The organism is Streptomyces sp. NPDC050287, from assembly GCF_044459385.1.
Lineage (GTDB): Bacteria > Actinomycetota > Actinomycetes > Streptomycetales > Streptomycetaceae > Streptomyces.
Window position 1 is genome coordinate 459461 of sequence record NZ_JBITIY010000003.1, and the last position, 14385, is coordinate 473845.

Consider the following 14385-nt stretch of genomic DNA (forward strand, 5'->3'; position numbering starts at 1 on the left):
TCTCGGTACGGGGTGGTGGTCAGCCGGTGGCGCGGGCGGCGCGGGCTTCGCGGGGCAGCCATTCGAAGGCCTGCGCGCTCGGACGGTCGCCCGGCTTGTACTCCAGGCCCACCCAGCCCTCGTAACCGGCCTTCCTCAGCTGGTCGAGGAGTTCCTCCAGCGGGAGCGAGCCGGTGCCCGGGGCGCCGCGTCCGGGGTTGTCGGCGATCTGGACGTGGCCGGTCTTCGCCGCGTACCGCTCGATCGCCGACGGCAGGTCCTCACCGTTCATGGACAGGTGGTAGAGGTCCATCAGGAACCGCGCGTTGCCGAGTCCCGTGGTCGCGTTGACCTTGTCGACGACGCCGACACCGGCCGGGGCGGACACCAGCGGATAGCGCGGGGACTCCGGCTTGTTGAGGGTCTCGACGAGCAGGACGGCACCGATCCGGTCGGCGGCCCGGGCCGCGAGGGCCAGGTTCTCCAGCGCGAGAGCGTCCTGCTCCGCAGGGTCCACGCCGTCGACGCGGTTGCCGTACAGCGCGTTGAGTGCCGTGCAGCCCAAGGAGTGGGCGAAGTCGGCGGCCACGTCGATGTTGGCCCGGAACTTCTCCGACTCCTCGCCCGGGATCGACAGGGCGCCCCGGTCGGGGCCGGGGAGTTGGCCGGCGTAGAAGTTGAGGCCCGTGAGCCGTACGCCCGCTTCCTCGATCGCCTGCTTCAGGGCGTCGAGCTCGGCGCGCTCGGGGGTGGGGGAGTCGACCCAGGGCCACCACAGCTCGACCGCGGTGAAGCCGGCCGCGGCGGCGGCCGCGGGGCGCTCCAGGAGCGGGAGTTCCGTGAACAGGATCGACAGGTTGACGTTCAACCGTTGATCTGCGAATCCCATCGGATGCCGCGCTCCCTTCCGTGCCGGGTGGGTCCGTAGGACTTAGTATTTTTCCGTATTGCGGAAATAACTTTCTGTCTATTGGAAGGTTGCCGTCGGCTGTCTGTGCTTGTCAAGGGGCTCGGCCACGACGGCATCCAGCGCGACCGCCGGGTTCGCCGTACCGACTCCCGCAATGCGTCGGGGCCCACGAAGGCGCGGAGATGAGGATGTTCACCCGCCGGAGGGGGCGCGAGGAGGTTCAGGCTCCGGCTGCGGTGACCACGGCGTCCGTGGCGAAGCCGAGGAGCAGGCCGAGGAGGATGCCCCAGGTGGTGAGCGTCTTGAGGCTGGTCTTGCGCGCCACGGCGAGCAGTTCGATGACGACGTAGAGGATGGACCCGGCGGCCAGCCCCAGGAAGGCGATGGAGAGGGTGTCGTTGACGAGGTGCTGGCCTACGAGGGTGCCGAGAAACGTGGGTCCGCCGCCTATCAGGCCGAGCCAGAAGAGCGTGGTCCACGAGGGGCGTTCGCCCTCGGCGGCGAGCGGGGCGACGATGCCGAAGCCCTCGGTGGCGTTGTGCAGGCCGAAGCCGACGATGAGGAGCAGGGCGAGGGAGAGTTCGCCCTTGGCGGCGGAGTTGCCGATGGCCAGGCCCTCGGCGAAGTTGTGCAGGCCGATGCCGGTCGCGATCATCAGGGCGAGCGAGGCCGCGTGGCTGCCGGTCCTGGCCGCCAGCTCCGCCGTCGCGGCGGCTCCCGGGCCGATGGGACGTTCGGCGGCGGTCCGGCGGCGGGCGATCCAGGCGTCGTAGTACACCAGTCCGGCGAGTCCGGCGGTGAGCCCGGCGGCGAGGACGAGTCCGCCGGAGGCGACCGTTGCCCAGTGGTGGTCGCTCAGCGCCGCGTCGACCGGTTCCCAGGCGTGCGTCAGGACGTCCCACACCAGGAAGACGAGGATGCCGATGGCGATGGCGTTCAACCCGGCCTTCAGGCGGGGCGTCGGCTTGCGCAGGCGGCCGAGCGGAAGGCCGAGGTAGATGGTGAAGCCCGCGATGGCGCCGAGCAGGGCTGTGTTCGCGCTGGACATGGGGAATCTCCGGAGGAGAGCGTTCTGGGTGCGGCCGGGTGGGGGCGGCGGCCTGGGGCACCCCCACCCTAAAATAGGTGAGCCTTGCCTAAGTGCCTCGTGTGCGGTGCTTTGGGGAACCTTGACGAACGGGTAGCTGATCCGTGGTCCGCGCCGATGAGCGCACGGTGTCTGCCTGGCACAACGGAATGCCGGAGTGCGGTCGCCGGGTTTCCCTCCTGCGAGGGGTTTCGGTGCCCGGGGCGTGCGCGCCGGCAGCGGGGAGATCCGTCGCGCGCCGTGCGAGGGACGCGTTTCCGGTCCCGGCGGCCGGTCCGAGGGGCTGAGGCGAGGTGGGCGATGCAGGTCTGGCCGATACAGCGGGGCGCGGCACAGCGCGGGATGGGCTGCGCCGAGGTGATCGGTGTCCTGCAGGCCTGTCTGGACGGGGAGATGGATGAGGTCACCGCCCGTCGGGTCGTCACTCACCTGGACCAGTGCCGCGACTGCGGACTGGAGGCCGACCTCTACCGCGGGATAAAGAACTCCCTGGCCCGGCAGGAGCAGCCCGACGGCCGGGCGGCCGCGCGGCTGCGCTGCTTCGGCGAGTCCCTGCCGCACACCGGCCCGGCCGACGGGCGTGACCGCATCGCTGGTGGGTGAGCGCTCCGCGCACAGTCTGATGTCATGCGCGGGAGACCCCGGTCGAGATGCGGGACATTGCACGGAATGCTCCGATTGGTCCGGAGGGTTTCCAGCCCCTGGGAGACACAATGGCGCAGCCGTCGGAGGTGCGTGACAAGGCGTTCGCGGAGTTCGTGCTGCCCGAGGTGGAGGTGCTGTTGAGAGTGGCGATGACGCTGACCGCGCAGCCCGCCGACGCCGAGGACCTGGTGCAGGACACGCTGCTGCGCGCTTACAAGGGGATCGACCGGTTCGACGGCGAGCATCCTCGGGCCTGGCTGTTGACCATCATGCGGCGCGCCGAGATCAACCGGCACCGCCGTCGCAGGCCCTACCTTCTCGACGACCCGGACACCGACCTGGACCGGCTGACCGCGGCCGGCACGGTGGCCTCGCCGGAGGAGGCGGTGGTCGACGATGACTTCGACGAGGTGGTCCGCGCCGCGCTGGCCGCCCTGCCGGACAAGCACCAGCGGGTCGTGCGTCTCGTGGACATCGGCGGGCTCAGCTACGCCGAGGCCGCGGCAGTGCTGGAGGTGCCGGAGGGGACCGTCATGAGCCGACTGCACCGGGCCCGCAAGTGGATAAGGACCCAGCTGGCGGCGGCCGGACTCGCGCCGAAACCGAAGAGGAGCCGAATGTGATCGGGCGCCGGGGCGGTGTGGCACACCGCCGGATGACCTGCAGGGATGTGGCACGGGTGCTCCAGGCGTGCCTGGACGGCGAGACCGACGAGGTCACCGCCCGGCGGGTGGCCGCCCATGGGGAGGACTGCCGCCGCTGCGGTCTCGAGATCACCGTCTACCGGGAGATCAAGAACTCGCTGGCCCGTCAGGAGGTACCGGACGAGACCGCCACGGCCCGCCTGCGCGCCTTCGCTGCCACTCTGCTCACTGCCAAACCGGCGGAGGCGGACGACGAGGCGGCCCGTCTCGGCGGAACCTGAGCCAAGCGGCGTGGGTGCCGGCAACGACCGCATGCGGCGCTCCCGGTCCGCACGAGACCCTGTGCGGGACGGATGCCGCGGCACACCGGCGTCGGCTGCGGCACACCGAGCCGGCTGCAGCACACCGGTGTCGGTGCAGGACACCGAACGCCTGCCGCAGCAGGCCGGCGTCGTGGTGATCGGAAGGGGCGACGGCTCGGAACATAAGTGGCGCAAAGGGAATTCCGGGTGACTCGAGCCGGGTTTTCCATCCCAGGATATGGAATGAGCGCGGGGGATATGGAATGAGCGCGGGCCGCCGCGGGTTCCCGATACGACGTGAATGCCCCGAAGTGTTCCCTATGGACCTGACGTCGGCGGAATGAACGCCTGGGGCGATGCCGATCGCGTCGGCCTCGGGGTGCCTGCTGCGGGAAGGCCGTGGTGGCGCCGCGGGCCGGTGCTCGACAACGGAGATCACCAGTGGCAGTTCATGTTCTGATCGCGGAGGACCACGCGGTGGTCCGACAAGGCCTGCGTGACTTCCTGAGCCTTGACGGTGACATCGCGGTGGCCGGTGAGACGACCAATGGCCGGGAGGCCGTACGGCTGGCCCGGGAGCTGAGCCCGGATGTGGTGCTGATGGACCTGATGATGCCCGTGATGGACGGCATCGAGGCCACCGAGCGGATCCGCCGGGAACTCCCCGAGGTCAGGGTCGTGGCGCTGACCGGCGCGCTCGACGGGGCCGCGGTGATGGCGGCGATCCGGGCGGGCGCCACGGGCTTCCTGCTGAAGAACGCGGAGGCCGACGAACTGCGGCACGCGGTGAAGGCCGCGGCGGCCGGACGGACGTACGTCTCCAGCGGCGCGGTCGCCCGGCTGGTGGACCAGGCCGCGGGCGAAACCCGGCCGGAGCGCCTCACCGAGCGCGAGTCGGAGGTCCTGGCCATGCTCGCCCGCGGCAAGGCGAACAAGGAGATCGCCCGCGAGCTGCGGATCGGGCAACAGACCGTGAAGACGTACGTCAGCCATATCTTCGACAAGCTCGGGGTGCACAGCCGGACGCAGGCGGTCGCGCACGCCCTGCGACTGGGGCTGCTGCCATCCGGTGAACTCGCTTCCGGCCTCGTCACGACCGACGAGTACCGGTGGTCGGCGTGACCGACCTGCCTTCCCCCGCGCTCCCGCAAGCGTCACCAAGGACGCCAGGCGCCGAGACCGGTTCCGGTGACACCGGTCGGCCTCCGCGGCGAGAAGCCGTCGCGGAGGCGCTCCTCCTGCTGGATTCCCAGGGGCTGGTGCGGAGCGTCGGCGCGGGTGCCACCCTGCTGCACGGTCACGGCCCGGCCGACCTCGTCGGGCGGCACGTCTCGCTCATCTACCCGCCCGAGGACGTGGCGTCGGGCGCGGCGGCCCGAGCGCTGGACGAGGCCGCAGGCCTCGGCACGCACCGGGAATGCGCCTGGCGGGTCCGCTCGGACGGAGCGCGTCTGTGGGCCGAGACCGCGATCACGGCGACCCGGGACGCGCACGCTCGCCTGACGGGCTACTGCGTCGTCATCCGCGATCTGAGCGCACGCTGGCGGTACGAACGGTGGCAGCGGGCGGTCGCCGAGGTCACCGCGAGCGTGGTCGAGGGCCGCCCCGGCCCCCACGTGCTGGCGCTGGCCGCGCGCCGAGTGCGACAGTCCGTCGGCGCCGAAGGGGTCCGGGTGCTGGCACCGGACTGGGGCGACACACTCACTGTGTGTGCCGTGGACGGCGTCGGGGCCTCGGCCGCACGGGGCCTGCTGATGCCGGGGGAGTCGGAGCTGGCGAACGAGGTGGTCCGAGCCGGATACCCGCGGATCGTCTCCGATACCGACCACGAGCCGTCGAAACTGCGTACGGCGCTGCGCGGCGCCGGGCTGGAATCGGTCATGGGCGTGCCGTTGACGGTCCGCGGGCGGGTGGTCGGGCTGCTGGAGGTGGCGAACCGGCGGGGCGGGCGCCGCTTCAAGCCCGAGGACCTGCGGTTCGTGGAGCCCTTCACCGGGCCGGTCGGGCTGGCCGTCGAGCAGGCTCGCGCCGACGAGGATCTGGACCGGCTCGACGGTCGTTCCGCGATCGGGCAGGACGCCGTGCGGCAGGCATTGAACTCCGTGGCCGCCGAGGCGGTCACCCGTACCGGCGGCGTGTGCTGCGAGGTCTACCTGCTGGAACCGGGGGTGGGTCTGCGTCGGGCAGGCGGCCACGGCGGTGCCGGGCCGCTGTCCTGCGACCCGGCGGAGCGTTCCGTCGACCGTCCCGCGAAAGCGGCGATGGAGGCGATCACGACAGCGGCGCCGGTGATCAGGGGGGGCGGGGAGGACGAGAACGAGGGGGGGAGCACGGACGAGGGGGCGCGCAGGGACGACGGAGGTAGCACGGACGAGGGGAGGGGCGAGGACGACGGGGGGAGCAAGGACGACGAGGCGAGGGAGGAGGAGAGCGGTAGCAAAGACGAGGGGACGAGCAAGGACAACGGGAGACGCAAGGACGACGGCGCCAGCAAGGACAGGGCCGTCGAGCGGGACCCGGAGTCCGTCCCGGAAGTCGCACGTCCCCGCAAGCCACCGCCCCCGCCTTCCGGGGACGTGCTGGTTGCCCTGCCGCTGTTGTGCCGTGCGGAGGCGGTCGGCGCGCTGTGCTGCCGTTTCCCCCGCGGGTGGCAGCCCGGTGCCGAGGACCTCGGGGCGCTTCAGGCCCTCACCGTCAGGGCCGCCGCCGCCGTGGAGGCGCAGCGGCTGTGGGGCGTGGCCCGGGAGCAGGCGGCGCGTGAGGAGCGGCGGCGCCTGGCGCGCGAGCTGCACGACTCCCTTGGCCCGACCCTGTACGGCATCGCCCTGAACGCGTGCACCGCCCGGGAACTCCTGGGCCGCGAGAGCACGGGGGCACGGGGGCCGATCGCCTCTGTGCTGCGGCTCGCCGACGCGGGACTGGACGAGGTCCGGTCGATCCTCTGCCGGCTCAGCCCCGACTCACTGCAGACGGAGGGGCTGGTCGCCGCGCTGACCCGCTACCTGGGCCAGCTGCGCGTCCGGCACGGCCTCGTGGCCGAGGCCAGGCTCTCGGCAGAGCCGGACGCGGCACCGGAGGTCAAGCACGCGCTGTACCGGATCGCCCAGGAAGCGCTCCACAACGTCATCAAGCACGCGGCGGCGCGGCATGTCCTGCTCCGGCTGTGCGCCACTCCCGAGACCGTCACCCTCGTGGTCACGGACGACGGCGCCGGCTTCGACACCGGCAGCTCATTCCCCGGCCACCTGGGCCTGCACTCCATGCGGGAGCGGGCGCGGGAGGCGGGCGGCACCCTGGTGGTCGACAGCCGCCCTGGCCGGGGCACCCGGATCCGGGCCACAGTCCCGGCGCGGCCGACACCGGACGGCACGGGCGCCGCGTGACCGCTGACGGACGGTGACCGTCCCGCGCCGGTCAGGGCTGGTCGACGCGGCTGGTCGACGCGGCCTGGGCGACCGGCCGGGCGGAAGCCGCCGCGGACGGCTGAGAGGCCGCGGACAGCGTCCGCGACCTCTCAGCGCTCACAGACCCCTGAGGGTCACTGCGATGCCTTGCCGGCGTCCTTCTCGGCCTGCGCCAGCGGGGCCTGGTACATGGAGACCAGGGCCTTCTTGCCCGGGTCCACGGTCGTCCAGTCGTTCTTGAGGACGCCGCCGGTGTCGCCGGAGTCGGGGTTCCAGCACCAGTAGGTGTAGCTCATGCCGTTCTTCTTCAAGTACGTCATCAGGCTCTTCTGCCAGACGGCCTCGGTGCTGTTGCCCGCACTCTTCTTGCCGCCGAACTCACCGAGCATTACCGGGGCGGTGTTGTTCTTCTTCAGGTAGCCCCAGTGCTTGTCCCAGAAGGCGGGCATGTTGTTGGGGAAGCTCTTGTCCATGAACCAGTTCTGGTTGTAGACGCCGGGGCCGTAGTCGTGGGGGGAGTACACGACCTTGTCGGCTTCCTTGAGCTTGACCGGGTGCTCCTTGGCGCCCCGCAGCTCGCCGCCCCACCAGGTCGACTCGTTCTTGTAGTTGTCGTTGCCCTCGACGAAGATCAGCCAGTTCTTGTTGACCGAGTGGATGGTGTTGCCGGCCTTCTCGGCGGCCATCTTCCAGTCGGTCTGGGGATTGCCGTCGCCCCAGGTGGCCTGGCCGCGCGGCTCGTTGTGCAGGTCGGCGCCGATGACCTTGTCGTTGTCCTTGTAGCGTGCGGCCAGCATCTTCCAGTCGGACAGCCACTTGCTCTCGGAGACCTTTTCGGTGTGCCAGAGCTCGCTCTGCCCGTACTGGTCCGGTCGGTGCTGGTCCAGGATGACCATCATCCCGTGCTTGGTGGCGCTCTCGACGACCTTGTCCATGATCTGGAGACCGTTGAGGCCCTTGAGCTGGGGGTTCTTCTTGAAGTCGATGCCGTTCGGCTTGCTGCCCGCGTCGAACAGCTCGTTGGAGTACGGCAGCCGGAGCGTGTTGAACCCGGTCTCGGCCATCTGATCGACCATGGAGTCGAGGTTGCGCTTCCACAGGCCGTGCGGGGCGAACGTGCCGGTCTCGGAACCGAACCAGTTGACGCCGGTCAGGACCACCTTCTTGCCCTTCCCGTCCACGATGTCACCCCCGTCGGTGTGGAGCGGGCCGTGCGCGACGCCGCTCTTGTCGGAGGCGTCGGCCGAATTCACCGAGAGCGCGGTGACGGCACCGCCGACCGCTGCGATCGCGACAGCTGCCCCCGCGGCACCGAGCACCAGTCGGCGCCGGCTGAGACCACGCTTCTTTTCGGGAACGGACGTCGTGGGTTCGGTGTGGTTTTCCATGGGGGAATTCATGCGCTGATACTCCTGAGGAATTCGGGTGCGGCGGTCTTGAGAATGCAGACGTGAGGTGTTTTCGCCGACGATTCCGGGCACTTTCTCGGCGGTTCGTTCACTGCTGTGAGAAGGGCAAGCAAAGCCAGCGGAAAGAGTTCGCCGAGCTGGTGGGACCGCCGGTCCGGCGTGTCCGCGTCGACCAGCACCACGTCCGGGCTCACGTCGCTGACGAGCGACATTGCCTCAGTTGCGGTGGCCACGGCGCCCACGAGTTCACATCCGGGCTCGTCCTCCACGAGATCGGCCAGAGCCGCTCGCACCTGAGGGTGAGGCTCCACAATGAGGACTTTTTTCATGGGCGGCGGACTCCTTCGGGGTTTTTCCTGCCATGCCCAAGAGATTAGAAAAGGAGCCGAGATCGAATCGCCGTACGAGCGACCGAATTCCATACACACCAAACGGCCGAATTCGGACTACCTCAATTGAGGTAGTCCGAATTCGGCCGTTTGGTTACTTATATTCCTTATGTGGCGCTGTTGACGGTGCGGGCGCGCGGACCCGCCTCATCGGGCGGGCAGGCGGGTGTACCGCCCGTCGGCTGGTGCCGATCACCCTGCCGGGCGCGAGGAGTCCAGGTCGCGGAGTACGGAGCGGCCGTAGGCGATCTCGTCCCGGATGACCCGCGCGTCGTAGGGGACCCAGGCCGGGCGTCGCGACGCGGACCCGGCGCGCGTAGGGCAGCGCCGTGAACCGGCGCCGCTGTGGCCGGTGGCTGAGGCGGCCGGCCGGGGTGAGGTGTCGGCCCTCCGCAGAACAACGGGGCTTGGGTCGCGGCTGAGGCGGCCGCCCGGGGCCAGGTGCCGGCCCTCCCGCAGAACAACGGTGCGCCGGTCGCGTCGGTCGCGGTGGCGGCTACCGCGGAGGCCGTCGCCCGAGAGGGGAGACAACGTTGTCAGGCGGCTCCGCCGTGTCGACGCGAGCGCGCGCCCCGGAAGTCGTTTCCGGGGCGCGCGCTCGGGGACGGATCGTTCGGCCGGACCCCCGTCAGTCGTCGTCCGACGGGGTGACGCTGCGTCGGATCAGGAACCATGCGGGGACGGCCAGCACGATGAGTGCTCCCATCACCGCCGCGACCACCATCGTCGGTCCGGTGTCGGAGGAGTGGTAGGCGGTGCGGTCCGAGGCGGCCACCGCCTGGTTGGCCGGCTTCCCGCTCGCGGCGGGCGGGGAGCGGTGGTCCGCCAGTGCTGCCGCGGAGGCGACGATGCCGAAGCCGTAGCGGGGATCCCAGGCGGCCGATTTGTGGTGGGTGGCCGTTCGGGTCAGTTCCCGAGTGACCTGGCTGACCGTCCACTTCGGGTGTTCGGCGCGCAGCAGCGCGGCCGAGGCCGCCACCCAGCCGGCCGCGTACCCGGTGCCGGAGCCGGTCCAGTATCCGTCGTTGCGCGCGGTGGTCAGGATGTCCACACCTGGCGCGGCCAGGTCCACGTCCTTGCCGTGGTGGGAGCCGGGCCAGACACTGCCCTTTTTGTCGGTCGCGGCCACCGACAGGACCTGCGGAAAGGCAGCCGGATAGCTCGCCTCGTTCCCGGTCCGCCCGGTGTCGCCCGCGCCGGCCACGACCAGGGCCCCCTGCTGGGCCGCGTACTCGACCGCTGTCCTCAGGTCGTCGCTCGGCTGGGGGGAGGAGACGGTCACGTCGATGACCTGGGCGCCCTGGCGGGCGGCGTTCATGATGGCCCTCGCGGTGGCCGCGGTCAGGGCCTTGTCGTTGCGGAAGACCCGGAAGGGCAGGATGTGCGCCTGCGGAGCGAGTCCGTGCAGGCCGTCGCCGCGGTAGTTGCGGCCGGTGCCGGCGATGATGCCCGCCTGATGAGTGCCCTGGACCTGTGCGGCGCCCTGGTCGCGCCGGCCGTCGACGGTCGAGCCGTCGCCGACGTCCGCGCCCTTGAGGACGCGGCCCTTGAGGTCGGGATGCGAGGCGTCGACACCGGTGCCTATCACCGCGACCGTCACGCCACGGCCTTTGCTGGTCTTCCAGGCCTGCTCGGCCTTGAGTGCGGTCAGCGCCCACTCGGATCCGCGCAGCGAGCCGGAGTCCGCAGGGGCCCCGCCGGTGCCCGATCCGGCCGGAGCGGCGGTGAGCGATGTGAAGACCGTGAGGGTCAGTGCGGCGGTGCCGACCAGGGCACGCCCGGCACGTACTGCACCCGAAGCTGTGTGACCTGCCATCGTGACGCCCCTTACCCTGAGGCTGTATGCGACGCGGGACGTCCCTGGCGAGGCGCCCGACCTCTTGAGCGTCCACGGCCGGTGCGGGGCGTAGCACCCGCCGATGGGGGAGAGGGCACTCCCCTCTTCGGGGGAGAGCGAGGGCCGGTCGAGTCCCGCCGGCCGCGTTTTTCGGTGCTTCTCGGCGGCCCTCCCCCAAACGGGGGTGCGGAAAGACCCCCGGAAAGGGGGGCCATCACTCCCCCGTTCACGTGATGTCCGTGTCTGCCTTTGAGCGCAGGCTGGTGTGCACGAGGTCCCGCCGCGCGGAGCGGAAGGGACGCTCTCTCGCTTGGAGGAGCCGCGATGCACCACTTCCGGACGGCATCCGTGCACACCGACGAGCCGCGACCAGAGGCAGAAATCCCCCGGGTTCCGTCCGCTTCCGCGGCATCGGCCGGCCGGGTGAGAGGACGTGCGGCGCGTCGCATGCTGCGCTTCGCGCTGGTCGGCGGTGCGGGAACGGTCGTGAACACGGCAGCTCTGTACGTCCTTCACCGTCTGCTGGGGGTGCCGCTCGTCGCCGCCTCCGCCGTGGCCGTCGAACTCGCCGTCGTCCACAACTACGTGTTCAACAGCCGGTGGACCTTCGGGACACGTGACCTGTCGGTGCGGCGGCTCGGGAAGTTCAACGTGTCGATGCTCGCCGGGCTCGCGGTCAACGTGCTGGTCCTGTGGGCCCTGGTGCGCGGCGGAGTCGACCTGTTGCCGGCGAATCTCCTGGCCATCGGCGCCGCCCTCGCGGTCAATTACGCCTCCAGCGCGGTCTGGGTGTGGGGCGGGACCCAAGGGAGCAGCCGATGATGAACTTCCTTCTGTACGCCGGACTGATCCTGGTCTCCGTCCTGCTCACCGTGCAGTCGGCCCACGTCCTGTACCTGATGCTCTACACCTGGGACCAGCCGGACGCCGAGGGGAGGACCAGGGGGCCCGAGGAGTTCCTGGCGCCGCGGCTGTCCTTCAGCGTGCTGCTGCCGGCCCGGCACGAGGAGGACGTCATCCAGACCACCATCGACCGGGTGGTGCGCGCCGACTATCCGGCGGATCTGCTGGAGGTCTTCGTGATCTGCTCGGCGGACGACACCGGCACGATCGCCAAGGCCGAGGAGAAGATCGAAGAACTCGACCGCGAGGGCATGCGCAACGTGGAGGTCGTCGTCTTCGACGACAAGCCCGTCAACAAGCCGCACGGCCTCAACGCCGCCCTGCCGGAGACCAGTCACGACGTGGTGACCATCTTCGACGCGGAGGACGACATCCATCCCGCGATCTTCGGCCTGGTCAACACCGTGATGATCGAGGACGAGGTCGAAGTGGTCCAGGCCGGCGTGCAGCTGATGAACTATCAGTCCACCTGGTACTCCGCCCTGAACGTCCTGGAGTACTTCTTCTGGTTCAAGAGCCGCCTGCACTACCACGCGCGTTGGGGATCCATCCCGCTCGGCGGCAACACCGTGTTCTTCGAACGGGAGTTGCTGGTGCGCCTCGGCGGCTGGGACGACCACAACCTCACCGAGGACGCGGACCTGGGGCTGAGGGTCTCCGCCGCGGGGAAGCGGGTGCGGGTGATCTACGACGACCGCTACGTGACCAAGGAGGAGACGCCACCGACCCTCGGGCACTTCATCCGGCAGCGAACTCGCTGGAGCCAGGGGTTCATGCAGACCCTGAGCAAGGGCACCTGGAAGCAGATGCCCACCCGCAAGCAGCGCTGGCTCGCCTTCTACGTGCTGGCCTTCCCGCACGGGCAGGCGCTCCTCGGCTTCTACCTCCTCTTCTCCCTCGGCATGATGTTCTTCCTGCGGGTGCCGGTGCTGGTCGCACTCGTCTCCTGGCTGCCCGTGCTGATGCTCATGGCCCACTTCGTGACCCAGGCGGTCGGTCTGTACGAGTTCACCGACGCCCACGGCCTGGAGGCCAGCCCGAAGGCCGTACTGAAAATGGCCGTCGCCTGGTACCCGTACCAGCTCGTGCTCGCCTACGCCGCGGTACGCGCCATGCGGCGTCAGCTGACCGGTCAGCACAACTGGGAGAAGACCCAGCACGTCGGCGCCCACCGGACCGAGACGTCAGAGGCGAACTCCCATGCCGCATGAGACGAGGCCGCAACTGGTCGTGATCCAGGACGGGGATCCCGCGAAGACCGGACGATCCCCCGCGCCCGGGCGGAACCAGCAGCCGGACATCACCGCGGGCAGGTTCCCTCGACTGGGAAACGGCGGACGGATCGCCCTCGGCGCCGCCGTGCTCACCGGGCTCGCCGCACACGGCTGGCACCTGTTCCAGTACCCGCTGTACCTCACCGACGAGGGCATCTACATGCAGCGGGCGTGGTCGCTGGTGAGACAGACGCGGCTGTCGCCGTACACCTACGACTACGACCACGCGCCCGGCGGGTGGATCCAGCTCGCCGGCTGGGCCTTCCCGCTGCCGAACCAGTTCGAGACGTTCGGCAACGCGATCAACACCGGCCGGTTCCTGATGCTGCTGGTGCATCTCGTCAGCGTGGTCCTGCTCTTCGAGATCGTCCGGCGACTGTCCGGCAGCGTGCTCGCCGCCTCCGTGGCCGCCTTCTTCTTCAACGTCTCGCCACTCGCCATCTACTACCAGCGGCAGGTCCTGCTGGACAACCTCATGATGTTCTGGGTGCTGCTGAGCCTGTACCTGCTGCTCTGCCGCGACCTGCGGATCCGGCACGCGCTGGGCGCCGGGGCCGTGCTGGGGATCGCACTGATCACCAAGGAGAACGCGATCTTCTTCATCCCCAGCCTGTTGTACCTCCTGTACCGCAGGGTCAGGGGTTCCACCCAGCGCCGGTTCGCCACGTCGTTGTGGCCGCTCGCGGTGGCCATCGCGGTGGGCACCTATGTCCTGTACGCGCTGCTGAAGAACGAACTCGTGCCCACCGGCCTCGACTTCGACCTGAAAAAGCCGCCGGCCGACCACGTGTCGCTGCTGTACACCCTGTGGTGGCAGCTCCACCGCAGCCAAGGGTCCCTGCTCAGCCCGGGCGGGCTCCTCTACGGCAGCTGGATCCCCCGGGACGGGCTGTTCCTGCTCGCCGGCCTGCTCACCATGTCGGCCAGCCTGTACTGGGGCTTCAGGGACCGGCAACGGAACCTCGGCTTCCTGGTCATCGGCACGCTCGGCCTCGCCTACGCCTTCTACCTGGTGCGCGGCAGTGTGCTGCTGGACTTCTACGTCACCCCCATGATCCCCCTGTTCGCGATGACCACCGGCATGGTGACGGCCCGGCTGCTCGCGAAGCTGGGCCCCCGGCTGCGGATCGCGCTGCCCGCCGTCGCCGGTGCCCTCCTGCTGCTCCTGCCGGCCACCGGCTACCTCCTGACGGTCAACGACGAGGGGCACGTGGCGATCGCGGACCAGTACCAGCCGAAGCTGAACCTGACCCGCATGCAGGAGCAACAGATCGCCTGGATACGGAAGAACGTCCCGTCGAACGCGCGGATCATCATGGACGACGACCTGTGGAGCGACCTCCACGACGTGCGCCCCTTCTACCCGTTCGCGCATTCCCACTGGAACGCATCGTCCGACCCCGACGTGCGCGACAAGCTCTTCGCCAAGAAGTGGCAGAACGTCGACTACATCATCATGTCCAACAAGATGCGGCAGTCCATCGACGGAAACAACGGCGACGGCCGTGAGAACTGGATCCTGACCGCGCTGAAGAACTCGACGAAGGTCTGGGAGACCAGTCAGGGCGACATCAAGCTGCAGATCTACCGGGTCGGTTAGTG

13 protein-coding genes are annotated in these 14385 nt (G+C 69.8%); 8 read left to right on the top strand and 5 right to left on the bottom strand.

Features of this window, described 5'->3' with window-relative positions; genetic code table 11:
* Positions 1–19: 19 nt before the first annotated feature.
* Both ACIBK3_RS12455 and ACIBK3_RS12460 read right to left on the bottom strand, forming a co-directional pair.
* Positions 20–868 carry a TIM barrel protein gene (locus ACIBK3_RS12455; protein WP_399364679.1) on the bottom strand — a complete coding sequence of 283 codons (849 nt, stop codon included), beginning with the start codon at positions 866–868 and terminating at the stop codon, positions 20–22.
* 241 nt (positions 869–1109) lie between these two features.
* Complete coding sequence (locus ACIBK3_RS12460; protein WP_399364681.1) at positions 1110–1937, bottom strand: ZIP family metal transporter; 828 nt, start codon at positions 1935–1937, stop codon at positions 1110–1112.
* A 339-nt stretch (positions 1938–2276) separates the two neighbouring features.
* On the opposite strand from ACIBK3_RS12460, the gene ACIBK3_RS12465 reads away from it, so the two are divergent.
* The 5 genes from ACIBK3_RS12465 (at position 2277) to ACIBK3_RS12485 (ending at position 6950) form a co-directional block, all read left to right on the top strand.
* The gene (locus tag ACIBK3_RS12465; protein ID WP_399364683.1) at positions 2277–2579 is read left to right on the top strand and encodes an anti-sigma factor family protein; all 303 of its coding nucleotides are present in this window, start codon (positions 2277–2279) and stop codon (positions 2577–2579) included.
* Between the two features lie 110 nt (positions 2580–2689).
* Positions 2690–3244 carry an RNA polymerase sigma factor gene (locus ACIBK3_RS12470; protein ID WP_399364685.1) on the top strand — a complete coding sequence of 185 codons (555 nt, stop codon included), beginning with the start codon at positions 2690–2692 and terminating at the stop codon, positions 3242–3244.
* Positions 3241–3546: an anti-sigma factor family protein gene (locus ACIBK3_RS12475; protein WP_399364687.1), complete on the top strand. Its 306-nt coding sequence runs from the start codon at positions 3241–3243 to the stop codon at positions 3544–3546. Before ACIBK3_RS12470 ends, ACIBK3_RS12475 begins: the two co-directional genes overlap by 4 nt.
* Before the next feature lie 462 nt (positions 3547–4008).
* The gene (locus ACIBK3_RS12480; RefSeq protein WP_399364689.1) at positions 4009–4689 is read left to right on the top strand and encodes a response regulator; all 681 of its coding nucleotides are present in this window, start codon (positions 4009–4011) and stop codon (positions 4687–4689) included.
* Complete coding sequence (locus tag ACIBK3_RS12485; RefSeq protein WP_399364691.1) at positions 4686–6950, top strand: GAF domain-containing protein; 2265 nt, start codon at positions 4686–4688, stop codon at positions 6948–6950. The genes ACIBK3_RS12480 and ACIBK3_RS12485 overlap by 4 nt, the downstream gene beginning before the upstream one ends.
* A gap of 155 nt (positions 6951–7105) precedes the next feature.
* Here ACIBK3_RS12485 and ACIBK3_RS12490 read toward each other — a convergent pair whose 3' ends face one another.
* The 3 genes from ACIBK3_RS12490 to ACIBK3_RS12500 all read right to left on the bottom strand — a co-directional run bounded on the left by ACIBK3_RS12490 (position 7106) and on the right by ACIBK3_RS12500 (position 10585).
* Positions 7106–8359 (bottom strand): glycoside hydrolase family 5 protein, encoded by a 1254-nt coding sequence (locus ACIBK3_RS12490; protein ID WP_399364693.1) that lies wholly within the window; start codon positions 8357–8359, stop codon positions 7106–7108.
* Between the two features lie 8 nt (positions 8360–8367).
* Positions 8368–8709 (bottom strand): response regulator transcription factor, encoded by a 342-nt coding sequence (locus tag ACIBK3_RS12495; RefSeq protein ID WP_399364694.1) that lies wholly within the window; start codon positions 8707–8709, stop codon positions 8368–8370.
* Positions 8710–9397: 688 nt separating this feature from the next.
* A complete protein-coding gene (locus ACIBK3_RS12500) occupies positions 9398–10585 on the bottom strand; it encodes a S8 family serine peptidase (RefSeq protein WP_399364697.1) in 1188 nt (395 codons plus the stop codon).
* A gap of 468 nt (positions 10586–11053) precedes the next feature.
* Between ACIBK3_RS12500 and ACIBK3_RS12505 the strand changes: the two genes are divergently transcribed.
* From ACIBK3_RS12505 to ACIBK3_RS12515, 3 genes are read left to right on the top strand one after another with little or no spacing between them, the layout of a single operon-like run.
* Positions 11054–11428: a GtrA family protein gene (locus ACIBK3_RS12505; protein ID WP_399364699.1), complete on the top strand. Its 375-nt coding sequence runs from the start codon at positions 11054–11056 to the stop codon at positions 11426–11428.
* Entirely contained in the window at positions 11425–12720 is a 1296-nt protein-coding gene (locus ACIBK3_RS12510) for a glycosyltransferase (protein WP_399364701.1), read from the top strand. The genes ACIBK3_RS12505 and ACIBK3_RS12510 overlap by 4 nt, the downstream gene beginning before the upstream one ends.
* Complete coding sequence (locus tag ACIBK3_RS12515) at positions 12710–14383, top strand: ArnT family glycosyltransferase (protein WP_399364703.1); 1674 nt, start codon at positions 12710–12712, stop codon at positions 14381–14383. The genes ACIBK3_RS12510 and ACIBK3_RS12515 overlap by 11 nt, the downstream gene beginning before the upstream one ends.
* The last annotated feature ends 2 nt before the right edge of the window (positions 14384–14385 follow it).